The organism is Microbacterium sp. NPDC055455, from assembly GCF_053619935.1.
Map to the genome: position 1 here is coordinate 62,822 of NZ_JBSHLB010000008.1, position 25,914 is coordinate 88,735.

Genomic DNA, 25,914 nt, shown 5'->3' on the forward strand with positions numbered 1-25,914 from the left:
GGCGCGCGTGGTGTCAGGGCAGCGGCTCGTCGAAGGCGTGGATATCGTCGAGCAGGCTCACGTAGCTGAATGCATCGGTGGGGGAGTCGCCCCATGAGAGTCCTCCTGTGGCGATGTACTCACGGCCGCCGATCCGAACATGTGCCACGTCTCGGGACTCGAGCCCTCCGTTCCTGATCCAGCTTGTGAGCGCGTCAGCAGCCAGATCGGCCGCCCTGCCGGATCTGTCCTCGAACAGCTCCGGGTAGAGCTCTGTTTCCAGATCCCCTTCCGAGGCCGCCGCTGCCGCTCGCTCCTCCACGCGGGTGCACAGCACGTCGACCGACGCATCGGAACCCCTGCTGGTCATTCGGGGAGAGGCGGCGATCGCCAACAGCATGTCCGCACCCATCTCAGGCCTCCCCGCGCAGCATCATCGCCAGCTGCTCCACCAGCGCGGCTCGAGTCTCGGACAGCCCACGAGTCTCGCCCGCCTCGTCGATACCCCCCGTGAAGATCACCGGACCCACGATCGGGTTGGCGGCACCGAGGCAGCCGAGTTGGACTGCCTCCGCGAGGGGGTTGCGCTCGAGCGGCGAGAACTCGGCCCAGCCGTTCTCGTTGGCGTAGAACTCGAAATCCTCAGCTAAGGTGACGGGCTCGATGTCCCCCTGGACCGCCTCCGAGATCACCGGATAGGCGTTCGCCCCCAGGTCCACGCGCTCCGTGCGCGCATCGGGCGAGACCTTCACTGCCAGTCGCATCGTTCCGCTCATATCATGCTCCTTTGTTTGTATCTCTGACAGTTACACTTTAGCGCGGACCACTGACATTGCTGAAGAAGAAACTGTAGGTTCCGCGTGAAGATGGCACTTTCCACGACGAGATGGCATGCAGTTGGCATTCGTGCCAGGTACCCGGGATCCGCTCCTTGTGCCATTCGCCGGTGCTTGCCGTGGTGACGTCGAATGTGGGGCGGCGCTGGGAGCCGGATTGGCGCTGGGTGGCTCAATGATCCGCTTGCGTTTCCCAGTGTTGGTGTCGGTGGTCGTAGCTACCTTGAGCAGTGCACACCCGAAGTGTGGCGGATTGGCGCGCACCGGTTTTGGTCGACAGGAAGGTGCGTGATGTATTCAGAGGGGCTTCCCGCGAGAGGCGCGGTGTTCTGGCCGGTTGGCACCGGAGATAGTACGACAGTCGTCGTTGATGATGGCGTGGTGATGCAGGTCGATCTTCATGACCTTGCGAAGGCGGACAGCGATGAGAACCCAGAAGTCGCGGTTGTTGATCGCCTCGTTGATGCCCTCCCGATCGTTGATGGGGAGCCGTATCTTGCCACCTTCGTGTTGACGCATGCCGATAAGGACCATTGCCTGGGTTTTGCGGATCTGCTGGCGAAGGTCCGTATTGGTGAGCTGTGGTCGACGCCGCGCCTGTGGCGTGAATACAACGATCCGGAGGCACCGGAGCTGTGCGCGGACGCGATCGCGTTTCGTGAAGAGTCGGAGCGTCGTATTGAGGTCACGCGTGCAGCGGTGAGCGTCGGTGGGGCTCCAGGGAGTGGCGATCGGATCCGAGTAGTTGGATACGACACCGATCACAGCTCCCATGCGTACGACGATCTCCCGAAGGAGTACTTGGCGTATCCGGGGACGTCGCTGACAGTGCTGGACGGTCATGATCGTGCCGGTGTTTTCGAGGCGTTCATCCATGCACCCTTCAAGGAGGATGCTGCGGCTGCCCGGAACGAGACATCGTTGTCGATGCAGGTGACCCTCACCGACGAGTCGGGTGTTGACGGCAAGGTTCTGCTCTTCGGAGATCTGGCGCACGACACGATCATGAAGATCTTCAAGTACAGCGAGGCGAAGGATCGCGAGCAGTATCTCGAGTGGGATCTGTTGCTTGCGCCGCATCACTGCTCGAAGCGGGTGATGTACAAGAAGGATGTGGACGGCGCGGAGGTCTTGCAGCAGGACATCCTTGACGCTTTCGAGCGCAACGCCCGGCTGGGTGCCTCGATTGTGGCCAGTAGCGCGGTGTTTCCTGACGTGGACGTGGACGGCCACAACCCGCCGCACCTTATGGCGGCGGATCGGTACGCCGAGATAGCTGATGAGCTGATTTGCACCATGTCGTGGGTTGATGAACTGGCACCCAGTCCGGTGGTGTTCGGCGTCGACGCGTACGGTGCGCGCGTGATCCGCGGCGAGCTGCTTGAGAAGTCGGCGCAGGAAGCGGCGCTGGAGTTGTCGATGTCCTCCGTCGGCCGCCGGTTTGCCGCCGTCACTGCTGCCGCGGTGAGCTTGGCGCACGCACTTCCTGCGACAGCGGTGGCCTCTGAGTTCTCGGGCGTGGATCGGGTTCAGGACGCGATCGCCGCTGATCGTGGTGGGCAGAGCGCACCGGAGAACCCCATCGGGTTCGGTCGTTGAGCGAACTCGCCGCCCGCCAGCTCGCGGATCTCGCCGACATGAGTGGCGGCGCTATCCAGCTTCTCGGATCGACGGCGGACGAGACGATCTCCACCTACAGCATCTCCTTGGACACGGCCGGTGTCGTTACCGCTGGCTCCGGTATCTCAGTGCGGCGCAGGGAACGATTCGAGATCCTGGTCGAGCCGTCATACCCTCACGCGTACCCGTCAGTGATGGTTCGACACCGGCGGTGGGCGGGCACACCGCACGTGCAGTGGGGTTCGGTGTTGTGTCTCTATGCGGCGCCGTCCGTTGAGTGGAATCCAGCAGATGGCATGCGGGGTTTGATTTCCCGCCTGATGTCGTGGGTGCAGCGCGCAGCTGCGGGAGAGCTCGATCCAGCGGGTCAGCCGCTGCACCCACCTATCGCGTACGGCTCCTATAAGAACGGGTGGATTGTGCTGCGCCCGGATCTGGGAGATCTGGTGCCGTGGCGCGATCTCGGCGGTGACGGGGTCAGGCTGGTCTACGCGTGGTGTGTGCAACGCGGGTCTCGCGTTGATGTGCTCGAGTGGCTCACTCCGCTTCAGACCTATGAGCGCGTTCTCGAGGACGGTGTCGCGAGCCATGACGATCAGGGTCGCGCGCTCTTCGTGGCGCCCTCGATAGTGATCAGCGACACACTCGATATGGAGTACCCGGCAACTGCCGCTGCCCTCGCCGACGCGCTGGATGGGTACGGGGTTCCGCGGGACATGCTTCTCTCGGCTCTCGTTCGGGCATCGACGATCAACAAGGTGCTCGGGCACTCGGTAAGCGGTGGCAGTGCAGTGCCAGCGATGATGCTTCTGGCTACACCTGCGCGGCGCCTCGACCCTGGGAAGCCGCTTGCGCACGTGACGTGCTGGCACCTCGATGACCTCGGCTCCAAGATCACCGATCTCTTGCAGATGATCCGACCGGAGAACGAGCAGCTCGCCACGGACGTTCGCGAGCTGGCCGAGGCCTGGTTGGGTTTCGCGAAGGTTCAATGGATGATCGTCCATGAGGCGCGCGCCGAGGTGACACGACGCCGTGACACGGGATCAGCGTCGACATGGCTGGCCGGAAAGCGTGTGCTGCTGCTCGGCGCCGGGGCGCTCGGCGCACCGATCGCAGAGCAATGCGTTCGCGCAGGCGTGGCGGCTCTTCACGTGATCGACAAAGGGAATGTCGGCCCGGGGATCCTCGTGCGCCAGCCTTACGACGATGATGACATCGGTTACAACAAGGCGGAGCGTCTGGCAGCTCGGTTGTCCCGTGTCCGCGAAGACTTGATCGTGACGGCCTCCCGATCCCACATCGTCACGGGAATCCTGAGCGAACCCGACGCCGTCCTGGGATACGACCTCGTCATCGATGCGACGGCGGACGTGGGCGTGCGGACCGCCCTCGAGGATGCCCGCTCTTCGCGCAGAGATCAGTGGCCGCCCACTGTCGGTGCCGTGTTCGGACACACCGCGGAGCGCGGCGTCGTCACCGTGTCCTTGACGGGAGCAACCGGGGCAACACACGATGTCCTGCGACGAACTGCGATCGACATCGCCACCAACCCGCCCCTCGGATGGGCTGAGATCGCTGAAGATTTCTTCCCAGCCACCCCGCGGACGGACATGTTCTTCCCCGAGCCGGGTTGTTCTGCACCCACGTTCACGGGGTCCTCCACCCAGACAGTGGCTCTCGCTTCCCAACTGTTGTGGTCGGCTCTTCGTGTGCTGACTGATCGTGAGGCAGCACCGATGACGGCGGTGGCGATTCACCTCACCCCGCCCGCGGCCGGCCACGTGCCGCGGCCATTGACGTGGCCGAACGACGTGACGATGGCGGATCATTCCGGTGAGTATGAGGTCCAGGTGAGTTCGCGTGCACTGGCTGAGATCCGGAGCGAAGCCCGTCGGGGTGCGCGCATCCGAGGGGCAAAGGTCGAGACGGGCGGGATGCTCCTGGGCATGATCGACGATGCGACGGGAACTGTGCACGTGGACGCCGCCACGGGCCCGTCCCCGGACAGCCACCTCTCCTCGATCTATTTCGATCACGGCGTCGAGGGCACTCAGCAGATCGTGGAGGCAAGCTTGCGTAACACCGGTGACCGGGTTGGCTTCGTGGGCATGTGGCACACGCACCCGCACGGCCCCGCCAGACCGAGCGACATTGACGATGCGGGAATGTCGCAGATCGTCGCGCCTCAGGGTGCTGGGCGGCGGGCGCTGATGCTGATCCTCGGCGGACCGTCACACGCCTGGTCGACCTGGTTACGCGATGGGACCCCACCCCACCTATATGCGCGCGTTGTCCGACGGGATGAAGGACGCACCCGGACACCTGCAAGCTCACCGTTTTACATGACGATCGGCAGCACCCACTGGTTCCCGGGAGGATTCGCCTACCCGACGGCGGGCGCGATCGAGGCGGACGGATGACCACTCCGCGTATTGGCTTAGCCCTTTCGGGAGGCGGGTTTCGCGCTACAGCCTTCGGACTTGGCTGTCTCCGGGCACTGCAGGATCGCGACCTTCTCCAGCACGTGTCTGTCGTATCCGGAATTAGCGGCGGAAGCCTACTCACGGCCATGTGGGCGTACGGGCCGGCCGAGTTCGCTGAGTTCGACGACTCGGTAGTCCAACTCCTTCGCTGCGGGCTGCAGGCCGAGCTCGCCCGACGCGCATTCGCGCCCACCGCGATGGTGAAGAGCGCGAGCAGCGCACTTCGCGCCACAGTCCCGGGTCAGCGCCGCGGGTACTCGCGTACCGATGCCCTCGTCGCTGCACTTGCCTCACGAGCGTTCGGCAGCCGCGACGTGGCCGACGTTACGCACCCGGATCGCAGCGTGATTTTCTCCGCGACGGATATGACTACCGGCAACGCCGTGAGATTCGGTAGCAGGGTGAGTTCCTGCTCCGCGTACGGAAAGATCCTGGATCCGGTCACCGTCGCAGAGGCGGTGGCGGCTTCGGCTGCGTTCCCGATACTCCTGCCCGCGATGACCAGGGAGTATGAATTCGAGAACCGCGATGGTCATCGAACGCATGAGACGGTGGTCATGACCGACGGCGGCGTATACGACAACCTTGGACTGAGTCCCTTGCTGCCCAATCGATCCACTGCTCACACAAGCCACACTTACGAGCTCGATTTCCTGATCGCGGCTGATGCCGGCCGAGGGCGCGCCCACCGCCGCGCTGCACGCTTCCTCCCCGGCCGGCTGTCGCAGAGCTTCGATATCACGTACGGCAAGACCCAAGATGCGAGCCGCGGCCGCATCCACGACGCAGCCGCGGCCGGCCAGATTGATGGATTCGTGCACGCATACCTCGGGATGCGCGATCACAAGCTCCCGGTGCCACTCCATGATCTGATCCCGCGTGAGCGTGTCGAGCGATACCCCACCAACTTCGCCGCAATGACCACGGAGGACCTCACGGCCGTCGCGGTACGGGGTGAACAGCTCACCCGGCTGCTCCTGGGCCACTACCACGCTGACCTCGGCAACTGAAGCGACGGCTCACGGCACCCTTCCGGTGAAGCTTCTCCTGCTTCCCCACGTTCGGCTTATCGGTCTACCACGTAGGTGCCCGCAGACAACTCTCAGCTGGCGAGTTGGCCGACTTCGTCGTCGACGCCGTCTGCGTATTTCTTCATTGCATCCCAGATGTGGGTGCGGCGTATGCGGTAGAGCTTCGCCTTGCCGTCTGGCCCACGGCCGAGGTATTCGATCTGTCCGGCGTCGGTGAGGCGGTGGATCAGTGGGTGAACGACACTGCCCAGCAAGCCGGTGCGCTCCACGATCTGCTTGGGCGAGAAGGTGTCGTCGTCGAGCGAGGCGATTTCGAGCATGACCGTGGACATGTGGCTGTTGCCGAAGAGCGCCTTCGACTTCTCCGGGGTGTACGGGTCGGCCATGGTCATGACCTGAGTTTCCCACACGTCGGCACGATGATCTCTCCTTACTCGCGGACGGCGTGATCGCCGCCTGCTGGTGCGCCCCATCGGACGTGGAGCCAGTCCTGTCTCGGACATCTCAATCTTTGTAGGAACCGGTGCGACTTGTCCACCGCGCGCACGTCACAGCGGGCTTTCGACTCGAGAAATGTCCACGAGCTGCAGCGTCATCGTTGCGCGAAGATGTCCACTTCCCCCTAGGGCGAGCGCCCGCAAGCGGATCCGCTTGCGGGTGCAGAGATTCCCATTGATGCTGAAGACGACGACACACAGCATCTGGGATCAACGACAGGCAGGCAGCCGATGACCAGCACGGAACCTCTACTGGCCACCGCTGAACCGCGATCGACGAGAACGGTGGCGGCGGTAACCGTGCTTTACGTCATCGTCACCATGACATCACTGGTGGTGGCCTCCCTGACTTCGTTCACCGATATCCGTCTCCTCGGGACGGTGCTCGCACTTCTCGGTCAGCTTGTCTTCCTCGTTCCATACCTGCGCCGACACCTCCAGGCTGTCGCCGTCTGGATCACGTCCGGTCTGTGCATGGCCGCGAGCGGACTGTTCTTCGCCTACCTCGGTTCGTACTTCCTTGCGGGGCTCGTCTCGCAGCAGATCACGAGCGACACAGAGAACCTGTGGGCGATCGCGGCGTTCATCGCGACATGCTCCGCCCTCCTCGCGCTGAGCGTGGGAACGATCGTGGTCGGCCTGGCGGCGTCCACCTCCGCGCGCTGGACGACTTTGGCTGTCATGGGCATCGTGGTGACCGCTATCGTGGCCGTTTCCGAACCCGTCGCGTACTTGCTCGCGCCCTAAGCCGAAATTCCGCACGCGCCCAGGGGGACGACCGTAGAAGGATGGGTCCACAGAATTGTCGACGATGGTCTCGCTGAGGGCACCTCAGTAGCGGATCTCCGCACGATGTCGGGCGCCCACTGATCAGAGCGTCCTACCTGAGATGACGCGGGCTTGGAGATTTACAAGGGTCCGCTCGCCACGGCCAGCCGATCTCGCTCGAGCGGGATCGTGGGGGTCCCCGCGACAACTATGCATGCCCGTTCCCACGGCCTCTGCTCCGATAAGAACAGCAGTTCCTCATCCATCCATTCGTGCCAGAAAGCGACGGTCTCTTCGGCGCTTCCATTCACGCCCTGAGCAATGTCTCGGGCAATACCTCGTGTTTCCGCTGCAGCGAAGTCGGACTGTACCCAGACGGTGGCATCAACGAGGTCGCTCAATTCGCGCTGGCTGGCCCCAACGCCCTCGATGATCACGAGATCCAAACCAGCGCGAACCTCGATGGCCCCGTCCCTCCCATGCTTAGCCCAGGCGGGCGGTGAGAACATCACGCTCTCACCGCGGCGCAACGGACTCAGGATGTGATCGCCGAGGAGATGGCCCCACGTGAAGAAGGGTTCATTCCAAGCGATGTCATCGGTATGGACGATGGCTGAGCGATCCACCTGTCGAGCCAACCGTTCGGCGAGAGTTGTCTTCCCGGATGCACCGCGACCGTCTACCGCCACGATTAAGGGCTTGCGGGGCGAAACGCTGCCCGCATTGAACAGCACCCGGACGAGGTCCTCTTCTCGAATCGCCCGCCAAGGGCCGGCAGCCGGCTCGCCGGGCGGCAAGGTCATCGGAGCAACGAGGCCGGGCATTCCGCGATCGTACTTTGTCGGGGTGAGTCCCATAGCGTGGTGTCACTTCCCGCGGGGTCCTCGTCGTCGTAGACGATGACGGGCCACCGTGGGATACCCAGTTGTTTCCGCCAAGAAGCAAAGAAGTGGATCCCACGATGACCCAGAACCAGTCTGCCTTGACGACCCTGATCGGCGAAGTCCTCGCCGACCCCGACCTCGCCCACTCGGACGTGTTCCGCCGGATGCTGCAGGCCGGCCTGCAAGACCTGATCAACGCGGAAGCGACCGTGAAGATCGGCGCGGCCCCGCACGAGCGGTCTCCTGAGCGGACGACCCGCCGCAACGGAGTGCGCCCGAAGACGCTCGCGACCCCGGCCGGGGAGGTGGACCTTCAGATCCCGAAGCTGCGGGAGGGGTCGTTCTTCCCGTCGTTGCTGCACCCGCGTCGCCGGGTCGACAAAGCCCTCTACGCGGTCATCTGCCAGGCCTGGATCGACGGAGTCTCGACCAGGAAGGTCGACCAGCTGGTCCGTGCGCTCGGCAACGACACCGGCATCTCGAGGTCGACCGTGTCGCGGATCTGCGGGGAGATCGACGAGGCGGTGCAGGAGTTCCTGCACCGCCGGATCGATCACACCTGGTTCCCTTACCTGTTCCTCGACGCCACCTACCTCGACGTCCGCCACCGCGGCCGGGTCGTCTCCCAAGCCCTCGTCGTGGCCACCGGAGTCTCCGGCGACGGCAGGAGGGAGATCCTCGGGATGGCGCTCGGGGACGCGGAGACCACCGACTTCTGGACCGAGTTCCTCCGCTCCCTCCGCGACCGGGGACTCAAGGTCGCCACCGACGCCGACCCGCTCGGGGTGACCCTGGTCACCAGCGACGCGCACGCCGGCCTGAAAGCCGCGGTCAAAGCGATCCTGCCCGGATCCGGGTGGCAAAGATGCCGGGTCCATTTCGCTCGCAACGTCACCCAGAAGATCGGCTCGGCCCGCTCCAAGCCCGTCAACGCACTGATCTCCACGATCTTCGCGCAAACCACGACCGAAGCCGTCACCGCGCAATACCAGGCCGTCACCGACAGCCTCCGCGGCTCATTCCCGGAGATCGCGACCATGCTCGAGGCCGCCGAACCCGACCTCACCGCGTTCGCACCGCTGCCCCGCGAGCACTGGCAGAAGGTGTGGTCGAACAACCCCATCGAGCGCCTCAACCGCGAGATCAAACGCCGCGCCGACGTCGTCCAGATCTTCCCTGACCGCGACTCCGTCACCCGCCTCATCGGGGCCGTCCTCCAAGAACAGCACGAGGAATGGTCCTACGGCGAACGCCGCTACTTCTCCGACATCTCCATGCGCAAACTCGTCCATACCCTGCACGATCACACCGAGCAGCCCCGCCCCGAGCGCTACCTCACCGCCTGACCCTCCACCCACCACAGGGAACAACCGGAGTGACACCACACCACGGGACTTGACCGAGACACGATGCGGGGGTCGCCCCGCAGCCACCGGGGTCGCCGCCATTCCGTTGCCCCTCCAAGACCGCCGCGTCGAAATTGACAGGAGCATTGACCCATGACCGTGGTTGCTTTGACTGATCAGAGTTTCGTAAGCGTGGTTGCGACGACCGAACTCGTCGTCGTCGACTTCTGGGCGAGCTGGTGCTCTCCCTGCCGTGCCTTCGGTGCGATCTACGAGAGGTCATCCGTCGAACAGTCACACGTCCTGCACGCACGCGTCGACATCACCAGCGAGCTCCAGGCTGCGCACGTCGCACGCGTGGCCGCCGTCCCGGCCCTACTGGGGTACCGAGACGGCGCACGAGTCTTCAGCCATACCGGCACGCTTTCTGAACCAGCGCTTGCTCGCATCGTCCAGGCACTCAACGAGAGTCGTCGCTCGGGTGCCGGCGTCGAGGCCGTGTCGGACGCCACCGAGATGGAAGTCGATCCTCTGGAGCAAGAGCACACTCATCCGGTGATACCCCCCCGGTGGTGAATGACCGTCACAACGATCGGGTCCGACAGCAGCACGTAGTCAGCCGTACGCGGGTGGCGACGTTGACGACGCCGGGAACCTTCGCGGCGCCCGAAAGCCGACCGCTACCGAGGCTCGCCTCGCGAGCCCGACAAGCCTGATCTTGGACGGAAAATCCGGCGATCGCGTGTAGCGACGTGTCGACTCGCATCTCCGCCCCGCTGCTGACGGTTATCGCTACGCCGCCAACAGGTAGCCGCGACCTTGCGCAGTCCCGCGCGACCGAGGACTATGTAACAGGACCACGAAGTCCAATAAGGTTGTTCACGAGAGGACCAGAGATGGCGACGATAGAGGTAACAGACGAGAACTTTCAGGAGGTCACGGGCCGCGATGGGATCGTGATCCTCGACTTCTGGGCGACCTGGTGTGGTGCGTGCCGAGCGTTTGCCCCGGTGTATGAGGCCGCCTCCGAAGAGCACCCGGACATTGTGTTCGGCAAGGTCGATACAGAGGCTGCGGCTCAGCTGTCGTCGGAGATCGGCATCCGTGCATTGCCTACCGTGGCGGTCTACCGCGACTCGATCAGGGTGTTCATCCAGGCTGGCGCACTGCCGAAGCCGGCGTTGGAGGACCTCATCGCTCAGGTGCGAGGGCTGGACATGGAGCAGGTCCGTGCCGAGCTCGACAACCACCAGCACGAGCCGGGTCACGTTCACGCCTAGCCGCCGCGGCGCGAAGCGAATTGGTGACGGGCGGTCCTCCTCGCCCGTCGCCGAGGGGCAGTGGCACACGAAGGCGCAACTATCTCGACGGGAGCCTCAACGATGGACGTAGATGGGCACGCAAGCCTGTGCGGCATGCCCCCGATCAGTTGGCGCGATGTCTGACATACGTTCGCCAGTCCGTATTGGCGACGACGCGGCCGTTCTGGATCTCGTCCCGCTGGCCTCCGATATGCCCACGGTCGAGGACCTGCGGATGGTGCTGGCCGCATATCGGATCAGAGGAATGCTCGGTTTCCGCTCAAGGAGAGCAGAAGTGGCGCGCATACGCCGGGAGGTCACTGGCGCGGTGCACGCTGTGCAGCCGCGGACGGTGGTGATGGTGTTCGAGGGTGCTGACGGCGCCTCACGGCGACGTGTGGACCGCATCGCACGGCACGTCACCCGCGACATCAGAGTGGCAGCGACCAACGCGGTCGGGTCCGACACCACGGTGATCGGGCTCGTTGTCATGACGGGACAAGAGCGAGATCTCGCCGCGACTTGCGTGCGGCATGTCGCCGTGGAACCGCCCGAGCGCGGCGACGGTCTCGTCTTTCACGCCGCCGACCTCCGGCGCGCGAACATCTACGAGCTCATCGAGGAGGCCGTTGTTTGATGGAGACCGCGTCTAGCACGAAGACGAGGGCCGAGGCTCCGTACGCTGGGAGAAGCCGATCATGAAGCATGGCGACGTCGTCCTCGCCGAAGACATTGCTTACGCGGTGACAAGAGGACCTCTCCGATACGCAGACGGGGCGACACAGACGTTCGACCCCGCCGGCGGCACTGTGTATGTCGAGTATGGGCGGTCCACTCGCGGCGAATGGTACCTCGACGCGACGGGGCGTTTCTGCTCCTTCTGGCCTCCGAGCTACCGGGCCTGCTATGACGTTCGATGGATCGTTGAAGACCATCTTGTTGCTGGGCTCAGCTTCCGGAATGGGTCCTACACCGCCGAAGGGCGATACGAGACGCCCATGCTCGACGAGCTTGTGATGAACGAGCTGCAGGTCTGGGCCGACGACGGCGGAGCTCACTAACTGCTTCCCTATCGACCGGGAGGGTGTGTTCACCCTGGTGAGCACACCCTCCTCCTTTGATCAGATCGCCGCATGCGCCGCGCGAGGCGGAAGCACCCAACCTGCACGAGGGAAGTGACACGTGTAGCCGTTCGGATACCGCTCCAGGTAGTCCTGGTGCTCAGGCTCTGCCTCCCAGAACGGGCCTGCCGGCTCGATTGTGGTCGCGACGCTGCCCGGCCACAGGCCGGAGGCGTCCACGTCTGCGATGGTGTCGCGGGCGATCTTCTCCTGCTCCGGGGTGACGGGGAAGATCGCTGAGCGGTAGCTGGAGCCGATGTCGTTGCCCTGGCGGTTGACGGTGGTCGGGTCGTGGATCTGGAAGAAGAATGCCAGGAGATCACGGTAGGTGGTCTTGGCGGGGTCGAAGACTACCTCCAGCGCCTCTGCGTGACCGGGATGACGATGGTAGGTGGCGTGGCTGTTGCGACCGCCGGTGTAGCCGACTCGTGTCTGCAGCACGCCTGGCTGGCGGCGGACCAGGTCCTCCATGCCCCAGAAGCAGCCGCCGGCGAGAACCGCCGTCTCGGTGCCGGGTGTGCGGGTGATCTGGCCGGCGTCGTGGATGCCACTGGTCATGATGCGTTCTCCTCTGTGGTGTCGGTGGTGTCGAACAGGGAGCGGTACTCGCCGTATCCCTGTGCCTCGAGCTCCGCTGCGGGGATGAAACGGAGTGCGGCCGAGTTCATGCAGTAGCGCAATCCCCCGGCATCGGCAGGTCCGTCGTCGAAGACGTGCCCGAGATGGCTGTCGGCTCCTGTGGATCGGACCTCTGTGCGCTCCATCCAGAGCTTCCGGTCGGTCTTGGTGTGGACGGCGTCCGACTGGATCGGTCGGGTGAAGCTCGGCCATCCGGTGCCGCTCTCGTACTTGTCGGTGGATGAGAACAGGGGCTGGCCCGAGACCACGTCGACGTAGATGCCGGGCTCGTGGTTGCTCCAGTACTCGTTGCAGAACGACGGCTCGGTGCCGTCCTCCTGGGTCACGCGGTACTGGATCGGGGTGAGACGGCTGAGCGCCTCGGACGTCTTGGGGTAGTTACTGCTGGGCACGATTCCTCCGTTTCTGCCGCCGCTGGCTTGCGGCGTCACTGGAGATAACGTCAGAAGTGGACCTTTTGGTCCCGCTTTCCTGAGAGAATGCTGTCCTTTTCGCGGCGTTGCGGGGCGTCCGTTCTCGACTCTAGGAGAGCTTCCCTTCAGCATCTCGCGCTCGCACGGGGTGCTCGCTGAGGATGGAGATCCTGTTGAAGATGTTGATGGTAGTGGCCACCCATTCGGCGCTGACGAAAGCTTCCTGACCGAGGGCGCTTCGGGCGGCGAGGAGGTCGGCCTTGCTGTCTTCGCTCAGCGGGAGCGTGGTCGCTGTCTCGGCGACTGCGAGCAGCGCTGCCTCCCGGTCACTGAAGAGCGTGGACTCTCGCCATGCTGGGAGCAGGTCGAGCTTCTGCTGCGGCACACCCAGCTTCCGGGCTTGCCGGGAGTGGAGGTCTAGGCAGAAGACACATCCATTGAGCTGCGAGACGCGGATCTTGATGATCTCGCCTTCGGCGAGTGACAGCCCGTGCTGAGCGGCTTCTCTAGAAATCGCGCTAGCGAAGGTTGTCGCTGCTTTCCATGCATCGGGGAGGGCTTTGTCCATGTACGGGAGCGAGTGTTCTTCGAGGTGGGTCATGGCTGCCTCTCTTGCGGCTCAGTGCCGTCGTCCGTGCCTGCGTGAGTGCGCGTTGCCAGGGAAGGTGGGGTCGACGACATCCGCGTACTCGGGATGGGAGTGGACGAATGCGGTGGCGAATGGGCACGTCAGGGTCACGGTCCGGCCCTCGGTGCGAAGCTTGTCGAGGACGCCGCCGAGGAGCTTGCCGGCAAGCCCTTTTCCGCGGAACTCAGGAAACACGGATGTCGCGAGCAGAGTCACCCGGTTGCCGGTCTCGGCGTACACAAGTCCCGCAACGGTGCGGTCCTCGACGCGGAGTTCATAGACCGATGCGCTCTCGTCGTTCGTGATGTTCGTGACTTCGGCGAGCGAGTCGGCGGTCCGGGACGAGTCCAGTTCTCCGAGCACCTGATCGGTACCTCTCAGCGTGACCATGCCGTCCTGGCTGCTGTCCATGTGTGTCCTGTTTCCGGCGCGATCGTCCGAGGTTCGCTGAGATCCGCCGTCGCTATGCCGGCGCGTCCGCCTCGGTTCGGCTCGGCAGCACCCAATCGGGGCGTTCGAAGTGACATGTGTAGCCGTTGGGGTATGTAATCAGGTAATCCTGATGCTCGGGCTCGGCTTCCCAGAAAGAGCCCGCGGGCTCGATGGTGGTGACAGGCTTCCCCGGCCACAGACCGGATGCGTCGACGTCGGCGATCGTCTCGCGGGCGATCTGCTCCTGTTGCATGGAGGTGGGGAAGATCGCGGAGCGGTAGCTCGTGCCGTAGTCGTTGCCCTGGCTGTTGAGGGTCGTGGGGTCGTGGACCTGGAAGAAATAGGCGAGGATGTCGCGGTACGTCGTCTGGGTCGGGTCAAAGACGATCTCGATCGCCTCGGCATGCCCGGGGTGGTTACGGTAAGTCGGGTGATCGTTCTCGCCTCCCGTGTAGCCGACACGGGTGTCAACCACGCCCGGCTGGCGACGGAACAGATCCTCCATGCCCCAAAAGCAGCCGCCCGCGAGGACGGCGGTCTCGGTGTCGGGGTTGCGGGTGATCTTTCCGGTGTCATCGATGCCGGCGGTCATGCGACGACTCCTGTCGAGCCGGCATCCGCGTCGAACAGCGAGCGGTACTGCCCGTATCCCTCTTCCTCGAGGGATGAGGCCGGGACGAAGCGAAGGGCGGCGGAGTTCATGCAATACCGGAGCCCCCCAGCATCCTGCGGTCCGTCGGGGAAGACGTGGCCGAGGTGGCTGTCCGCACCGGTCGAACGCACCTCGATGCGAGGCGTGACCAGCTGATGATCGGTCCTGGTGTCCAGGGCGTCGTCATCGATCGGCCTGGTAAAGCTCGGCCAACCGGTGCCGCTGTCGTACTTGTCGGTCGAGGAGAACAGCGGCTGCCCGGAGACGATGTCGACGTAGATGCCGGGCTCGTCGTTCGCCCAATACTCGTTGTCATAAGCAGGTTCGGTGCCCTCTTCCTGCGTGACGTAACGCTGGTCCTCGGTGAGGCTGCGTAGCGCCTCCTCGGTCTTCACGTAATCCTTCGCGCTCATGGTCTCCTCCTGGGTGAGATGGTCCGCTCTTCAAGATTACTGATACGGAATGACACCACACCACGGGACTTGACCACGATTTCTCCGTTCCGGCCGCGTCTGGTCCGCGGCGTCATCAGGTGAAACGCAGGAAGTAGACCTTTTGGTCCTGAGTTCCTGGGAGCTGACTGTGACTTCAGTCTCGGCCCGGCCGGCAACCGGGCACGCCGATCTCACAGCGCGGCAGATGGTGATGGCGAGTGCGCTGCTCCCGACGAGAGGACCGTCAAACGACGAGTCGGGCTCGGTTCGTGCCCCGACACAGGGGCCGAGTCCCGGCGTCAGCGTCAGGAGAGATGTCCGTCAGCATCGCGTGTACGTACCGGGTGCTCGCTGAGGATGGAGATCCGGTTGAAGATGTTGATGGTGGTGGCTACCCATTCAGCGCGTACGAAGGTCTCGTCGCCGAGGGCGATACGTGGCAATGAGGTCTGCCTTGCTGCGTTCTGTTAGTGGCAACTCGGTGGCTGTCTCGGCGACAGCGAGCAAGGCAGCTTCCCGCGCGCTGAACAATGCGGTTTCCCGCCATGCGGGCAGGAGATCCAGCTGTTGCTGCGGCACGCCAAGTTTTCTGGCCTGCCGTGAGTGCAGGTCCAGGCAGAAGACGCATTCATTGAGCTGGGAGACGCGCACCTTGATGAGCTCGATTTCCGCGAGCGTGAGGCCGTGCCGGGTGGTCTCCCGGGAGATGGCAGCCGCGAAGGTCGTCGCTGCCGTCCACGCGTCGGGTAGAGCTTTGTCCATGAAAGGGAGCAGACCATCTTCGTTGCGCATCATCGCTCCGCGGGCGCGTCGTCCAGGCGCACCCTGACCCCGTGATCCCGAGTCGATGGTGTGATGTTGTTGGCCGCGCGGTGTGTTGGCTCCATCGCTTGCTCCCTCGACATGACTCAGTGCTGGCGCAAGACTCCGTGCATGCCGTGGTGCCCAAGAGAGTGCGCACTGCCAGGAAAAGCGACGTCGACGAGGTCCGCGTACTCGGGGCGAGATCGGACAAAGGCCATCGCGAACGGGCAGCTGAGTGTGACCGTTCGACCCTCTCTGCGAAGCGTGTCGAGGACTCCGCCGAGAAGCCTGCCCGCGATACCCCTGCCGCGGAACTCGGGGAACACAGACGTCGCGAGAAGAGTGACGCGCGTCCCCGTTTCCGTATAGAGAAGGCCAGCTACCGTCTGCCCGGCGACCCTGAGCTCGTAGGCGCCAGCGTCTTTGTTGTCGCTGATGCCAAGATCGTCCTCATCGGTCGCCCCGGTCTCGGACACCGTCAGCTCCGCGATCACTTGGTCAGTGCCCATCAGCGTGACCATGCTGTCTTCACTGCGTTCCATGTCGTCCTGACTGTCTGGTAGTGGGCGACCTGCGAAAGCCTCTCCGCGTGCTCTGCGACCACGGCGTCCGAAAGGAAGGGGCGAAGCTGGTCACTGGCAACCGCTGGGTGGCTCAGTGACTCGCCGGCACTTCTGACACGATTCGCCTCGGGAGAACCCAGTCCGGACGCACAAAGTGGCACGTGTAACCATTCGGGTAAGTGATGAGATAGCCCTGGTGCTCAGGCTCCGCTTCCCAGAACGACTCGGCCGCCTCGATGGTCGTTACCGCGTTGCCCGGCCACAGGCCGGACGCATCCACGTCCGCGATCGTGTCCCGCGCGATCTGCTCCTGCTGCATGGAGGTTGGGAAGATCGCAGATCGGTAACTTGTGCCGTAATCGTTGCCCTGACTGTTCAGTGTTGTCGGATCATGCACCTGGAAATAGAAGGCCAGGATGTCGCGGTAGGTCGTCTGGGTTGGGTCGAACACGACCTCGATCGCCTCGGCGTGACCCGGGTGGTTGCGGTAGGTCGCATGATCGTTCTCGCCCCCGGTGTAGCCCACACGGGTGTCGACCACGCCTGGCTGGTGTCGGAACAGATCTTCCATGCCCCAGAAGCAGCCGCCAGCAAGGATAGCGGTCTCCGTGTCGGTGTTGCGGGTGATCTTCCCGGTGTTGTTGATGGCGCTGGTCATGATCCGTGTCCTGTCGATTCTGTTGTCGAGTCGAATAAGGAGCGGTATTGGCCGTAACCCTCCTCCTCGAGCGATGTGGCGGGGATAAAACGGAAGGCGGCGGAGTTCATGCAGTATCGAAGACCACCAGCTTCCTGCGGTCCGTCCGGGAAGACGTGGCCGAGGTGGCTATCCGCACCCACCGAACGCACTTCGACGCGGGGCCGGGTCAGACGGTAGTCGGTTCTGGTGTCGACAGCATTGTCTTCGATTGGTTTGGTGAAACTCGGCCAGCCAGTTCCACTGTCGTACTTGTCAGTAGAGGAAAACAGGGGCTGCCCGGAAACCACATCGACATAGATGCCGGGCTCGTCGTTCGCCCAGAATTCATTGTTGAACGCGGGCTCAGTGCCCTCGTTCTGGGTGACATAGCGCTGCCGTTCAGTAAGGCGACTGAGCGCCTCCTCGGTCTTGAGATAGTCCTTCGAAGTCATGGCTTCCTCCTCGGTACCGCCGCCATTCCTCACCATAGATGGGCTTGGACCTTGGCGTCCATAAACTTTCGCCTGGGAGTATGCTCAGCCTCACGGAGGCGTTCGACATCGAAGTCCCCTGAGCGCCTGGCGGCCCGCTTTTCGGGCTCCGCTAACGCCCTGATCCCATATCTCCGCAGTGGACTCGAGAGGCTGACATGACCGATTCGCGTCTTCCGGCTTTGTCGTCGTCGGATGCTTTGGACCGGGCGGACCACAGCTCGCCCGCTGTCTCCGCAGACCAGCAGGCTCTGATGGACGAGATGCCGGCGACTGGTCCAGAGGAGGAGCCCTCGTTTTCGATCTCCCTAGACGAGGCCGCCGACGTGTTCATAGCCACAAAGGATGGCATCGAGTTCGGCGGAGTGGTGTTCGCCGAAAAAGACGACAGAGTTCTGCTTCTGGCAACGTCGATCCTGCCGGAGTTTCGCGGGAAGGGTTTGGCCGCGGCACTCACGCGAAGGGTGCTCGACATGCTCCATGCCGAGGGCAAGAGCGTGACGGTGAAGTGCCCCGTTTTCCGCTCGTTCGTCCAGCATCACCCAGAGTACGCGGCACGCCTCGACCACCAACCGGGCCGGGATCCGGATGACGATGTCTGAGCAAGAGACCAATCGCTTCGGTAAGGTCCTCGAGAACGTCAGCTTCCGCAACACCCGGTTTAACCCGGAACAGACTGGACTCGACCGCTTGGCGGCAGAGATGGCCGCAGCATTCGGGTACTCGGCCGAACTGGCCGTTGATCCGCAACTGCTGCAACTGCTGAGACTTCGAGTCGCGCAGCTCAATCCATGCTCCTACTGCCTGATCCTGCATTCCGAAGTCGCAATCAAGATCGGGATCTCGTCGATCGACGTGGCGCATCTCCCCTCGTGGCGGGAGAGCACGATGTTCTCCGTGAAGGAGCGAGCAGCACTGGAATACTGCGAAGCCCTAACCGTCTTCAACCAGGAGCGGTTTGCCACCGCACACGACGAACTGCGCACCCACTTCACCGAACGCGATGTCGCAGAGATCGCCGCTGTCGTCATAAACATGAATGTGTGGACTCGCCTCAAGCTCGCGCAAGGGGCTGTGCCCGTTGAGTCGGAGGCGATGGGGCCGGACGAAACGCAGATCGTCGGTCAGGTGGACCCCGGGTGAGTCCGCGCCATCGGGACAAGGATGTGTGGCTTCGCTACGTGAGGCCTGCGATTGGGGCCTTCGCCTTCACACTCGTGCTGACCCTTGCTGGCTGCGCCTCGTCGCCTGATCCTCCACTCACGGACTCAGTAAACGCAGTGGTAGGGGTCACGGACGCGGACATGTGCGCTGCCATCGGCGACGTTGTCGCGATCACGTTCAACGCTGACTCGGCAGCGCAGGAGGGTCGCCTGACTGTGCAGGAGCAGCGGAGCTGGAATCGGCTCGCGACACGTGCACTCGATCGAGTGGCTACCTCCGGCCAGGGTGCGGTAAGTGAGGCGGTCGCCGACCTCCAGGCCGCAGTTCCGCCGATTGCAGCGGGTTCCGCGGCCACGGCGCGAATCGAGTCGGAAGCCGCCTACCGTGCAGTCCTCGGATCCTGCGCGAGCGCGGGATCCGAGGTCGAGACCTGGAGCTTCACCGGAGTTGGTCAGATTGTCTGCGTGCGGGGGTGGTGCCTCAGGAGTTAAGAAAGGAGGCGATGCGGTCGAGATTCGATCGCGGATCGTTCAACTATGGCAAGGCGAGTCTGCGTGGAGCACCGTACTTCATGGGATGCAAACGGAAACCCTCCCTGGTTACCGAGAAACCCTATGATCCGCACCACACTGAGCCTTGAGGGTCGCTCACACACGATGGCCAGCGGGCGACTGCCAAAACAAACTCAGATTGTGAGAGGTCCGACGATGCGCATCAACTTGAATGAATTTCTGCTGGGCGTTGCGGGAGTCTCGTCGACGCTCCTCGGCACCTTCATTGTCGGGGTGTTCTTCTACATCGACACCGACATGCACCGTGTTGTGATGGCGTCAGACGCGGCCGATCGATACCTCCGTTCCAACGTGCGCTGGGTCTTCCTTGTCTACGCCCTACCGCTTTTCGCCTCCTTAGCTCTCGCGGTCTTCGACCCGGTCTGGGGCGCCGCTATATTCATCCTCTTGAGCGCGATTCTGATCGTCTGCACCGGGGACACGGTGCGACGGATGCTCGTGCGTGGTGGATCGGGTGACTCGACTGCCACGGTGATCAATCAATGGGTGTCTACAGCAGCCGTTGTTGTCCTGGTCGCGCTTCCTTGGGTCATCGGAGGATGGGTGCCTCCGGCGACCGCATTCATCCCGTCCATCCTCCTCGCCCTCGCCGCCGGCTTCACAAGCACTCTCGGTCTGATCATGGGCCAATTCGATGCGACCGCAGCAATGGCCGATCTGAGCCTTGCGGACGACGAACCGGATTCTGCTCAGCGGTAGGCGAGATTCACTATTCACTTCAACAGTTAGGGATACCACTATGAAATCAATCAGCTACAACCGGCCCGGCGCATCCTCAGTACTGACCCTCGACGAGGTCCAGGCCGCTGATCCGGGCCCAGGAGAAGTCCGCGTGCGGATCGTCGTGTCCGGCGTTAACCCCACGGATTGGAAGGCACGCGCCGGCAGCTCGTCGAGCAGCTTCGAGCGACGAGTGCCGAATCAAGACGGTGCGGGTATCGTCGACGCGCTCGGCAGCGGAGTGTCTGGGCTGTCGGTGGGCGACCGCGTCTGGGTGTGGGATGCCGCATACGAGCGAACCGCGGGTACCGCCCAGGAACTCGCTGTCGTGCCCGTCCGGCAGGTCGTTCCGTTGCCGTCCAACGCTTCCTTCGACGTGGGCGCATCGCTCGGCATCCCGGCGTTAACCGCGCACCGCACCCTCACCGCCAACGAACACGGCCCCGCGCGGCTCGCTCCCGGTGCACTCGGCGGCCAGGTCATCCTCGTGACCGGCGGCGCCGGCGCCGTGGGGCACGCAGCCATACAGCTCGCGCGCTGGGCAGGGGCAACGGTCATCACCACGGTCAGCGGCCCCGAGAAAGCGGAACTCGCCCGAGCGGCCGGCGCCCACCACGTCATCAACTACCGCAACGAGGATGTAGCCGCCGCCGTACTCTCCATCGCGGAAGAGGGCGTCGACACCATCGTCGACGTGAACGTGCAGGCCAACGGTGCCACAGACTTGGCGGTGCTGAAGTTCGGCGGAACGATCGCCATCTACGCCTCGGACTCGTCCGCGCCGCTCGCCGTTCCCATCGGTAGCGCAATGCGTCGAAACGCTCGATACCAGTTCGTGCTCACTTACACCGTGACCGAGGACCAGAAGACCAACGCGGTCACCGCCGTCACCTCCGCTCTTGCTGACGGTGCACTGCCCGTCGGCGCCGAGCACGGGCTTCCCCTCACCAGGTTCGACCTCGCTGACACCGCGGCAGCTCACGATGCCGTTGAGGCGGACACCGTCGGCAAAGTGCTCATCGACGTCACCGACGCATGAGCGCCTCGAGTCGAATGATGGCTACATTGACATGCGCCCGGGTCGTATCGATGGCCTCGGACTATCTCGACGGCGTACTCGAGCCGCAGGAGCGCTCAGAGGTTGACGCACACCTGGAAGGCTGCGACGCGTGCCCGCGGCACCTCGCCCAACTTCGGACCACCATCAGGATCCTGGGCGAACGGCCAGATGTCGTCGTGCCCGACGAACTACGGAATGTACTCGCCGCCGCTTCCGCAACCGCATCTTTGGCCGACGTGGCGGCTCAGGCTGCCATGGACCACACCGGATACCTGCTCGGACTCGCTCGGGCCTTCCGGCCCGAGAGCGCGCAAGATGCCGTCCAGTCTGCCTGGCTGCGCGCTCTTCGCGAGGGTTCGGAGGCGTTCACCCGCGAACGACTCACCGAGCTGCTTCTGGTCGAGGACGACGGTGACCCCGAGGTGCGGTCATGGGATGATCACGACGGCGGCGCAGACGCCATCGTCGACCAGCTGGACGCGGACGCGGATGAAGCCGAGTTGTTTTACCCCGCGTTCTATGGCGAGGGCCCCGACGCTGGCGCGTGGATCGACCAGCCCAACGCGTGGCCCGGACACAACGAAATCCTGGGGCCGCAAGCGGATCTTTCGACCACGGAGTTGTACGGCGTCGTCGACGATGCCTTCGACGACCTTAGCTCTCTGCAAGCTACGGCGGTCAACCTGGTGGATTTTGAAGGTGAAACGAGCGAGCGCGCGGCGACGATCCTCGGCGTCGCGGTCGGCGATCTCCGCCGTGCGCTGAACGAGGCCCGCCATCATCTTCGTGGTTCTCTGGACGGCTATTTCGTCACCAGCAGCTGAGCAAGCACTGGGATCCGGCGTGGCTGCGCTCCCTCTCGAGCGAGCTTGTCGCGCGGCCGTTCCGGCGTCCTCTTTCGCATGCTCGAGCGGGCTTTTCGGGGTGCCGGCAGACGTCGTCGATGGTCGCAGCTCGATCAATTCACTCTCGGTCATGTGTTTCGACCACAGTCACCAATTACGCTCAGTGTGAATCGGCCTGACTTTCGTTCCTATCGGGAGCCTTGTCTGGCGGGGGCCGGTTGGGCTGATTCTTGGTCAGCGTAGTACGCCTGCTCGACCTCGAGTGGGGTGCGCATGTCGAGCTCGCCGTGGAGGCGGGAGTTGTTCCACCACCACACCCATTCGAGGGTCGCGAGCTCGACCTGCTCGACGGTCCGCCAGGGACCGCGTTGGCGGATCAGCTCGGTCTTGTAGAGGTTGTTGACCGCCTCTGCCATCGCGTTGTCGAAGCTGTCGCCGACCGTCCCGGTCGAGGGAACAGCGCCGAGTTCGACGATCCTGTCGGTGTAGACCATCGCCATGTAGTTCGAGCCGTGGTCCGAGTGGTGCGTCAGCCCGGTGAGGTCATCGCCGGCGTCCCACGCCGCCATATCCAGCGCCTGCATCGGCAGAATCTCCGCCCGAAGCGTGGCCGCGACGTTCCAACCCACGATGCGACGTGAGTAGACGTCGGTGACGAACGCGACGTAAGCGAACCCGGACCACGTCGCGACATAGGTCACGTCGCAGACCCAGAGCCGGCGGGGACCGTCGGCGGTGAATCGGCGGTTGACGAGATCCGTCGGACGCTGCAGGGCGGGATCAGACTTCGTCGTGAACACTCGCTTGGACTTGCGCACCCCGCGAACACCGGCGAGACGCATCAGCCGTTCGGTCTGGTCGCGCCCGATGTCCCACCCCTGTCGTCGCATCAGCGCGTGCATCTTCCGGCGCCCATAGACCCCGTAGTTCTCTGCGTGCAGCCGGACGATCTCGGGCACTAGCAGGTCATCCTGCAGCTGCCTGGCGGATGGAGTGCGGTTCACCGCAGCGCGGTAGCCGCGTGACGTGAGGAATCCTCTCACTGCCGGTCGGAGGACCTGGCAGATGAGCTCGACCCCGAAACGATCCCGGTGTTCGTTGATGAACCGGATCATCTCGTCGAGGGGTGGTCGAGCTCCTTCGCGAAAAAGATGCTCGCAGCCTTGAGGATCTCGTTCGCTTTCCGTAACTCCGAGACCTCCTTCTGCAGACGCTTGATCTCCGCGGCCGCCTCGGTCGTTACGCCGGGCTTCACGCCGGCGTCTACCTCGTAGCGGCGTTGCCACAATCGCAACGTCTCCGGGCTCATCCCTAGCAATCCGGCCACGTGCCGGACGGCGCTCATCATCGTCGGGTGCGACGGCCGCGTCTCCGCGAGCATCCGCAGCGCCCGCTCACGCATCTCCGGCGAATACTTCCTGTTCATCGTGTTCCATCCTTACTTGAAGAACGGAACGAAAGTCAGGCCGATTCACCCCGCAGATAGCCAATACCTTGTCGAGTTGCACAACGCGGGTCTCGAGGGCAGCGGCAGGTAACGCTCGGTGCGCGATCTGACGGTCCGCGTGCCGGCGGGAGCCGTCGGGTCGGTGAAACGAGCAAGCGTGCAGCGGTGACCCTCGGCATCGATGTCGGGACCTCTCAGCCGTGCGCTGGACGCGGCCCGCGAGCACTTAGATGATTCCTCGACGGCTATCTGATCACCGCTAGCTGAACACGCACTTGAGCCCGGCGTTGCTGCGCTCCTTTTCGAGGTCTAGCGTGCGGGCGAGCTGATTGCGGCATTCCGGCGTACTCGTTCGCATGCTCGTGCTCGGTAAGGGTCTACGGCGGCAAAGCTCATGAAGCTGACACCCTCGTCGTCGCCCTCAGGTTGGCGTCTATCCGAGCCGGGTTGATACGACGAGTCCGGCGTGAAGCGTGCGATGCACCGGGCACTTGTCGGCGATCACCAGGAGAGCGGACCGCTGATCGTCAGTCAGGTTGCCCGTCAGAGTGATCGTGCGGTCGATGTGCTCAAGCTGCGCGGTGGTCTCGTCGCAGGTTTCGCAGTCGTTTGGGTGGGAGCGCGCGTGGGAGAGCTCAACCTCCACGTGCTCGAGCGGCCACTTCTTGCGATTCGCGTAGATCCGTAGGGTCATCGAGGTGCATGTTCCCAGGGCGGCGAGAAGAAGCTCGTAGGGATTCGGGCCTGCGTCAGTGCCGCGCGGGAAGGGTTCATCGGCGACGGACAGGTGTTGGGCCGTGGTGACCGTCTGGACGAAGCCGTCGGCTGATCGTTCAGAGACGCGCACGTGCCCCGGGGCGAGGTCTGGCCCACGACCGATGGCCTCGGCCGGTGGGTCGGTGAGGGCGTAGCGGCTCGCCCAGTGACCGATGATGGCAGCGACGTAGGTAGCGTCCTGCTTGTGGGAGAGCAGATGGTTGGCACCGTCGATCGCGATGAACGACTTGGGGTGTCGCGCCGCGTCGAAGATTATGCGTGCGTTGTCGATGCCGACGGTCTCATCCACCGGTGAGTGCAGCACGAGCAGCGCCGCGCCGAGGCTCGCGATCCGCTCCTGCTGGGGCTGCATCTCGATGTCGCGCAGGAACTGTGTCTGGATACGGAACGGTCGGCCGCCGAGATTCACCTCTGCGACTCCGTCGCGCTCGATTGTGGAGAGGTCATCGCCGATCAACCGCACGATGTGTTCCGTCTCTGCGGGAGCGCCGATCGTCACCACAGCCGCCGTTTCGGGGATACTCCCCGCAGCGGCGAGCACGGCTGAGCCGCCGAGCGAGTGACCGATCAGAATGCGGGGCGCGTCGTAGTTCTCGCGCAGATAGTCCGCAGCGGCGATCAGGTCTCCGATGTTTGAGCTGAAGTTCGAGTTCTCGAAGTCACCGCCGGACTGGCCGAGGCCGGTGAAGTCGAAGCGCAACACTGCGATCCCTGAGCTGGTGAGTGCGCGAGAGATGCGACTTGCGGCGACGGAGTCCTTATTGCAGGTGAAGCAGTGGGCGAAGAGGGCGTACCCGCGCGGCTCGCCGAGCGGCAGTTCGAGTCGGGCGGCAAGTGAGTCACCCTGCGAGCCTGAGAATTCAATGCGTTCGGTCGCGGCGGGATTCATGTGAGATCTCACCGGTACTCGGGGTGGGAGCCGTAGTGCTCGTCAGCATCCCTCTGCCGGCGAAGGTCGCCCAAACCGCCGCAGCCGCGTGCTTCCTTAAGTGGTCGAGCCATGAGTATCAAATCCCTCGTCCTTTGGGTTGTGTTGCGGTGTGTGAGGTCGTTCTTGGGCCGATGTCGACCATCCTTTTGATGCGATGCCACGTTGCCGCTAAGCGACGATCGCGGTGACGCGGATTTCAACCCTCATCCCGGCCAGTCCGAGTGCTGTCACGCCGGTCTGGGTCCAGATCGGAGCACGTTGCCCTGTCCAGCGCCGGAGCTGTGCCACCATCACGTCATTGTGTGCGTGACCGATCGCGTCTGTCTCGGTTGGCACGTGGTAGGAGTTCACATGAACGACGTCCCGCCAGCTCGCGCCGGCCGTCGCCAGAGTGCGCTCGACGTTCTCGAACGCACGTACGATCTCCGCCTCCAGCGATTCAGGGAGCACCCAGTGGTCGTCCCAGCCGCCTTGGCCGGAGGTCTCGATTCGATTTCCGATCCGCAACGCTTGCGAGTAGTGAAGGTGCTCACGTGCCCATTCCCCATATCCAGGGGTCGCAAAGAACTCGGGCGTGGACTTCGGTGCGTGTTCCATGGGACTCCTCAGTGGATGTGGACTTGAAAGTGTGTCCCAGGCGCAGATGCACCTGAGGTCTAGATCAGTTCGGGGTTGATGCCGCTTCAGTCGGACCAAGCCATGGGGTCCTCTTCTCCCGTCAGAGGAGGAACTCCGACTCCCGGATGTCACCAGGACACGCTCGCCCACGCTGACTGCCGGAGGATTGTTGATGT

31 protein-coding genes are annotated in these 25,914 nt (G+C 63.8%); 14 read left to right on the forward strand and 17 right to left on the reverse strand.

Annotated features, from left to right (window positions below; translation table 11 throughout):
* Positions 1-13 precede the first annotated feature (13 nt).
* Positions 14-379 (reverse strand): hypothetical protein, encoded by a 366-nt coding sequence (locus ACWGUG_RS16995; protein WP_376127397.1) that lies wholly within the window; start codon positions 377-379, stop codon positions 14-16.
* Positions 380-392: 13 nt separating this feature from the next.
* Positions 393-755, reverse strand: coding sequence for a DUF3846 domain-containing protein (locus ACWGUG_RS17000; protein ID WP_376127398.1), 363 nt, complete (start codon positions 753-755; stop codon positions 393-395).
* Positions 756-1,196: 441 nt separating this feature from the next.
* Here ACWGUG_RS17000 and ACWGUG_RS17005 point away from each other — a divergent pair, with 441 nt between their 5' ends.
* The 3 genes from ACWGUG_RS17005 to ACWGUG_RS17015 are packed head-to-tail and all read left to right on the forward strand — an operon-like array spanning position 1,197 to position 5,931.
* Positions 1,197-2,414 (forward strand): ComEC/Rec2 family competence protein, encoded by a 1,218-nt coding sequence (locus tag ACWGUG_RS17005; RefSeq protein WP_282837534.1) that lies wholly within the window; start codon positions 1,197-1,199, stop codon positions 2,412-2,414.
* Positions 2,411-4,858, forward strand: coding sequence for a ThiF family adenylyltransferase (locus ACWGUG_RS17010; protein ID WP_282837533.1), 2,448 nt, complete (start codon positions 2,411-2,413; stop codon positions 4,856-4,858). Before ACWGUG_RS17005 ends, ACWGUG_RS17010 begins: the two co-directional genes overlap by 4 nt.
* Complete coding sequence (locus ACWGUG_RS17015; RefSeq protein ID WP_282837532.1) at positions 4,855-5,931, forward strand: patatin-like phospholipase family protein; 1,077 nt, start codon at positions 4,855-4,857, stop codon at positions 5,929-5,931. The genes ACWGUG_RS17010 and ACWGUG_RS17015 overlap by 4 nt, the downstream gene beginning before the upstream one ends.
* Positions 5,932-6,023: 92 nt before the next feature.
* Here the strand turns inward: ACWGUG_RS17015 and ACWGUG_RS17020 are convergent, their stop codons facing one another.
* Positions 6,024-6,344 carry a hypothetical protein gene (locus ACWGUG_RS17020; RefSeq protein ID WP_282837531.1) on the reverse strand — a complete coding sequence of 107 codons (321 nt, stop codon included), beginning with the start codon at positions 6,342-6,344 and terminating at the stop codon, positions 6,024-6,026.
* A gap of 336 nt (positions 6,345-6,680) precedes the next feature.
* Between ACWGUG_RS17020 and ACWGUG_RS17025 the strand changes: the two genes are divergently transcribed.
* Positions 6,681-7,196: a hypothetical protein gene (locus ACWGUG_RS17025; protein ID WP_279071139.1), complete on the forward strand. Its 516-nt coding sequence runs from the start codon at positions 6,681-6,683 to the stop codon at positions 7,194-7,196.
* Positions 7,197-7,357: 161 nt separating this feature from the next.
* Here ACWGUG_RS17025 and ACWGUG_RS17030 read toward each other — a convergent pair whose 3' ends face one another.
* The gene (locus tag ACWGUG_RS17030; protein WP_279071142.1) at positions 7,358-8,041 is read right to left on the reverse strand and encodes a uridine kinase family protein; all 684 of its coding nucleotides are present in this window, start codon (positions 8,039-8,041) and stop codon (positions 7,358-7,360) included.
* Positions 8,042-8,178: 137 nt separating this feature from the next.
* On the opposite strand from ACWGUG_RS17030, the gene ACWGUG_RS17035 reads away from it, so the two are divergent.
* From ACWGUG_RS17035 to ACWGUG_RS17055, 5 genes are all read left to right on the forward strand, one after another.
* Positions 8,179-9,447 (forward strand): IS256 family transposase, encoded by a 1,269-nt coding sequence (locus ACWGUG_RS17035; protein WP_242089912.1) that lies wholly within the window; start codon positions 8,179-8,181, stop codon positions 9,445-9,447.
* A 153-nt stretch (positions 9,448-9,600) separates the two neighbouring features.
* A complete protein-coding gene (locus ACWGUG_RS17040) occupies positions 9,601-10,023 on the forward strand; it encodes a thioredoxin family protein (RefSeq protein WP_101966232.1) in 423 nt (140 codons plus the stop codon).
* 320 nt (positions 10,024-10,343) lie between these two features.
* On the forward strand, positions 10,344-10,727 hold the full coding sequence (locus ACWGUG_RS17045; RefSeq protein ID WP_101966233.1) for a thioredoxin family protein: 384 nt from the start codon (positions 10,344-10,346) through the stop codon (positions 10,725-10,727).
* Between the two features lie 157 nt (positions 10,728-10,884).
* Positions 10,885-11,385: a hypothetical protein gene (locus tag ACWGUG_RS17050; protein WP_144820275.1), complete on the forward strand. Its 501-nt coding sequence runs from the start codon at positions 10,885-10,887 to the stop codon at positions 11,383-11,385.
* 61 nt (positions 11,386-11,446) lie between these two features.
* Positions 11,447-11,809, forward strand: coding sequence for a hypothetical protein (locus tag ACWGUG_RS17055; protein ID WP_180951267.1), 363 nt, complete (start codon positions 11,447-11,449; stop codon positions 11,807-11,809).
* 60 nt (positions 11,810-11,869) lie between these two features.
* Here the strand turns inward: ACWGUG_RS17055 and msrA (ACWGUG_RS17060) are convergent, their stop codons facing one another.
* The 10 genes from msrA (ACWGUG_RS17060) to msrB (ACWGUG_RS17105) form a co-directional block, all read right to left on the reverse strand.
* Positions 11,870-12,427 (reverse strand): peptide-methionine (S)-S-oxide reductase MsrA, encoded by a 558-nt coding sequence (gene msrA / locus ACWGUG_RS17060; RefSeq protein ID WP_101966235.1) that lies wholly within the window; start codon positions 12,425-12,427, stop codon positions 11,870-11,872.
* Complete coding sequence (msrB, locus tag ACWGUG_RS17065) at positions 12,424-12,900, reverse strand: peptide-methionine (R)-S-oxide reductase MsrB (RefSeq protein ID WP_251393508.1); 477 nt, start codon at positions 12,898-12,900, stop codon at positions 12,424-12,426. Before msrB (ACWGUG_RS17065) ends, msrA (ACWGUG_RS17060) begins: the two co-directional genes overlap by 4 nt.
* A gap of 130 nt (positions 12,901-13,030) precedes the next feature.
* A complete protein-coding gene (locus ACWGUG_RS17070; RefSeq protein WP_219721920.1) occupies positions 13,031-13,522 on the reverse strand; it encodes a carboxymuconolactone decarboxylase family protein in 492 nt (163 codons plus the stop codon).
* 18 nt (positions 13,523-13,540) lie between these two features.
* Complete coding sequence (locus ACWGUG_RS17075) at positions 13,541-13,960, reverse strand: GNAT family N-acetyltransferase (RefSeq protein WP_101966237.1); 420 nt, start codon at positions 13,958-13,960, stop codon at positions 13,541-13,543.
* A 52-nt stretch (positions 13,961-14,012) separates the two neighbouring features.
* Positions 14,013-14,573: a peptide-methionine (S)-S-oxide reductase MsrA gene (gene msrA, locus ACWGUG_RS17080; RefSeq protein ID WP_101966238.1), complete on the reverse strand. Its 561-nt coding sequence runs from the start codon at positions 14,571-14,573 to the stop codon at positions 14,013-14,015.
* Positions 14,570-15,046, reverse strand: a complete 477-nt coding sequence (gene msrB / locus ACWGUG_RS17085; RefSeq protein ID WP_101966239.1) for a peptide-methionine (R)-S-oxide reductase MsrB — start codon at positions 15,044-15,046, stop codon at positions 14,570-14,572. The genes msrA (ACWGUG_RS17080) and msrB (ACWGUG_RS17085) overlap by 4 nt, the downstream gene beginning before the upstream one ends.
* 420 nt (positions 15,047-15,466) lie before the next feature.
* Complete coding sequence (locus ACWGUG_RS17090) at positions 15,467-15,862, reverse strand: carboxymuconolactone decarboxylase family protein (protein WP_376127409.1); 396 nt, start codon at positions 15,860-15,862, stop codon at positions 15,467-15,469.
* Positions 15,863-15,975: 113 nt separating this feature from the next.
* The gene (locus ACWGUG_RS17095) at positions 15,976-16,413 is read right to left on the reverse strand and encodes a GNAT family N-acetyltransferase (protein ID WP_376127411.1); all 438 of its coding nucleotides are present in this window, start codon (positions 16,411-16,413) and stop codon (positions 15,976-15,978) included.
* A gap of 112 nt (positions 16,414-16,525) precedes the next feature.
* Positions 16,526-17,092 (reverse strand): peptide-methionine (S)-S-oxide reductase MsrA, encoded by a 567-nt coding sequence (msrA, locus tag ACWGUG_RS17100; RefSeq protein ID WP_376127413.1) that lies wholly within the window; start codon positions 17,090-17,092, stop codon positions 16,526-16,528.
* The gene (msrB, locus tag ACWGUG_RS17105) at positions 17,089-17,565 is read right to left on the reverse strand and encodes a peptide-methionine (R)-S-oxide reductase MsrB (RefSeq protein WP_376127415.1); all 477 of its coding nucleotides are present in this window, start codon (positions 17,563-17,565) and stop codon (positions 17,089-17,091) included. The genes msrA (ACWGUG_RS17100) and msrB (ACWGUG_RS17105) overlap by 4 nt, the downstream gene beginning before the upstream one ends.
* Before the next feature lie 293 nt (positions 17,566-17,858).
* Between msrB (ACWGUG_RS17105) and ACWGUG_RS17110 the strand changes: the two genes are divergently transcribed.
* The 5 genes from ACWGUG_RS17110 (at position 17,859) to ACWGUG_RS17130 (ending at position 21,944) form a co-directional block, all read left to right on the forward strand.
* On the forward strand, positions 17,859-18,206 hold the full coding sequence (locus tag ACWGUG_RS17110; protein WP_452325341.1) for a GNAT family N-acetyltransferase: 348 nt from the start codon (positions 17,859-17,861) through the stop codon (positions 18,204-18,206).
* On the forward strand, positions 18,193-18,747 hold the full coding sequence (locus ACWGUG_RS17115) for a carboxymuconolactone decarboxylase family protein (RefSeq protein ID WP_376127419.1): 555 nt from the start codon (positions 18,193-18,195) through the stop codon (positions 18,745-18,747). The genes ACWGUG_RS17110 and ACWGUG_RS17115 overlap by 14 nt, the downstream gene beginning before the upstream one ends.
* Positions 18,748-19,382: 635 nt before the next feature.
* Complete coding sequence (locus tag ACWGUG_RS17120; RefSeq protein WP_376127421.1) at positions 19,383-20,039, forward strand: hypothetical protein; 657 nt, start codon at positions 19,383-19,385, stop codon at positions 20,037-20,039.
* A 40-nt stretch (positions 20,040-20,079) separates the two neighbouring features.
* Positions 20,080-21,099, forward strand: coding sequence for an NADPH:quinone reductase (locus tag ACWGUG_RS17125; protein ID WP_376127471.1), 1,020 nt, complete (start codon positions 20,080-20,082; stop codon positions 21,097-21,099).
* 17 nt (positions 21,100-21,116) lie between these two features.
* A complete protein-coding gene (locus ACWGUG_RS17130; protein ID WP_376127422.1) occupies positions 21,117-21,944 on the forward strand; it encodes a zf-HC2 domain-containing protein in 828 nt (275 codons plus the stop codon).
* A gap of 209 nt (positions 21,945-22,153) precedes the next feature.
* Here ACWGUG_RS17130 and ACWGUG_RS17135 read toward each other — a convergent pair.
* From ACWGUG_RS17135 to ACWGUG_RS17145, 3 genes are all read right to left on the reverse strand, one after another.
* A protein-coding gene (locus ACWGUG_RS17135; protein ID WP_282838261.1) for an IS3 family transposase occupies positions 22,154-23,391 on the reverse strand; the annotation gives its coding sequence in 2 pieces (ribosomal slippage) (positions 22,154-23,106 and positions 23,106-23,391; 1,239 coding nt in all).
* A gap of 454 nt (positions 23,392-23,845) precedes the next feature.
* Positions 23,846-25,078 carry a bifunctional alpha/beta hydrolase/OsmC family protein gene (locus tag ACWGUG_RS17140; RefSeq protein WP_282837942.1) on the reverse strand — a complete coding sequence of 411 codons (1,233 nt, stop codon included), beginning with the start codon at positions 25,076-25,078 and terminating at the stop codon, positions 23,846-23,848.
* Positions 25,079-25,288: 210 nt separating this feature from the next.
* Positions 25,289-25,717 (reverse strand): Rid family hydrolase, encoded by a 429-nt coding sequence (locus tag ACWGUG_RS17145; RefSeq protein WP_282837943.1) that lies wholly within the window; start codon positions 25,715-25,717, stop codon positions 25,289-25,291.
* Positions 25,718-25,914: the final 197 nt, after the last annotated feature.

Bases quoted from the DNA above. Each gene is read 5' to 3' on its own strand.
- msrA (WP_101966238.1), bottom strand. From the start codon at position 14,573: ATGACCGCCGGCATCGATGACACCGGAAAGATCACCCGCAACCCCGAC.
- ACWGUG_RS17045 (WP_101966233.1), top strand. From the start codon at position 10,344: ATGGCGACGATAGAGGTAACAGACGAGAACTTTCAGGAGGTCACGGGC.
- ACWGUG_RS17130 (WP_376127422.1), top strand. From the start codon at position 21,117: ATGGCTACATTGACATGCGCCCGGGTCGTATCGATGGCCTCGGACTAT.
- ACWGUG_RS17090 (WP_376127409.1), bottom strand. From the start codon at position 15,862: ATGATGCGCAACGAAGATGGTCTGCTCCCTTTCATGGACAAAGCTCTA.
- ACWGUG_RS17025 (WP_279071139.1), top strand. From the start codon at position 6,681: ATGACCAGCACGGAACCTCTACTGGCCACCGCTGAACCGCGATCGACG.
- ACWGUG_RS17125 (WP_376127471.1), top strand. From the start codon at position 20,080: ATGAAATCAATCAGCTACAACCGGCCCGGCGCATCCTCAGTACTGACC.
- ACWGUG_RS17110 (WP_452325341.1), top strand. From the start codon at position 17,859: ATGGACGAGATGCCGGCGACTGGTCCAGAGGAGGAGCCCTCGTTTTCG.
- msrB (WP_376127415.1), bottom strand. From the start codon at position 17,565: ATGACTTCGAAGGACTATCTCAAGACCGAGGAGGCGCTCAGTCGCCTT.
- ACWGUG_RS16995 (WP_376127397.1), bottom strand. From the start codon at position 379: ATGCTGTTGGCGATCGCCGCCTCTCCCCGAATGACCAGCAGGGGTTCC.
- ACWGUG_RS17015 (WP_282837532.1), top strand. From the start codon at position 4,855: ATGACCACTCCGCGTATTGGCTTAGCCCTTTCGGGAGGCGGGTTTCGC.
- ACWGUG_RS17120 (WP_376127421.1), top strand. From the start codon at position 19,383: ATGATCCGCACCACACTGAGCCTTGAGGGTCGCTCACACACGATGGCC.
- ACWGUG_RS17020 (WP_282837531.1), bottom strand. From the start codon at position 6,344: ATGACCATGGCCGACCCGTACACCCCGGAGAAGTCGAAGGCGCTCTTC.
- ACWGUG_RS17030 (WP_279071142.1), bottom strand. From the start codon at position 8,041: ATGCCCGGCCTCGTTGCTCCGATGACCTTGCCGCCCGGCGAGCCGGCT.
- ACWGUG_RS17075 (WP_101966237.1), bottom strand. From the start codon at position 13,960: ATGGACAGCAGCCAGGACGGCATGGTCACGCTGAGAGGTACCGATCAG.
- msrB (WP_101966239.1), bottom strand. From the start codon at position 15,046: ATGAGCGCGAAGGATTACGTGAAGACCGAGGAGGCGCTACGCAGCCTC.
- ACWGUG_RS17145 (WP_282837943.1), bottom strand. From the start codon at position 25,717: ATGGAACACGCACCGAAGTCCACGCCCGAGTTCTTTGCGACCCCTGGA.
- ACWGUG_RS17140 (WP_282837942.1), bottom strand. From the start codon at position 25,078: ATGAATCCCGCCGCGACCGAACGCATTGAATTCTCAGGCTCGCAGGGT.
- ACWGUG_RS17040 (WP_101966232.1), top strand. From the start codon at position 9,601: ATGACCGTGGTTGCTTTGACTGATCAGAGTTTCGTAAGCGTGGTTGCG.
- ACWGUG_RS17055 (WP_180951267.1), top strand. From the start codon at position 11,447: ATGAAGCATGGCGACGTCGTCCTCGCCGAAGACATTGCTTACGCGGTG.
- ACWGUG_RS17095 (WP_376127411.1), bottom strand. From the start codon at position 16,413: ATGGAACGCAGTGAAGACAGCATGGTCACGCTGATGGGCACTGACCAA.
- ACWGUG_RS17035 (WP_242089912.1), top strand. From the start codon at position 8,179: ATGACCCAGAACCAGTCTGCCTTGACGACCCTGATCGGCGAAGTCCTC.
- msrA (WP_376127413.1), bottom strand. From the start codon at position 17,092: ATGACCAGCGCCATCAACAACACCGGGAAGATCACCCGCAACACCGAC.
- ACWGUG_RS17070 (WP_219721920.1), bottom strand. From the start codon at position 13,522: ATGACCCACCTCGAAGAACACTCGCTCCCGTACATGGACAAAGCCCTC.
- ACWGUG_RS17050 (WP_144820275.1), top strand. From the start codon at position 10,885: ATGTCTGACATACGTTCGCCAGTCCGTATTGGCGACGACGCGGCCGTT.
- ACWGUG_RS17000 (WP_376127398.1), bottom strand. From the start codon at position 755: ATGAGCGGAACGATGCGACTGGCAGTGAAGGTCTCGCCCGATGCGCGC.
- msrA (WP_101966235.1), bottom strand. From the start codon at position 12,427: ATGACCAGTGGCATCCACGACGCCGGCCAGATCACCCGCACACCCGGC.
- ACWGUG_RS17115 (WP_376127419.1), top strand. From the start codon at position 18,193: ATGACGATGTCTGAGCAAGAGACCAATCGCTTCGGTAAGGTCCTCGAG.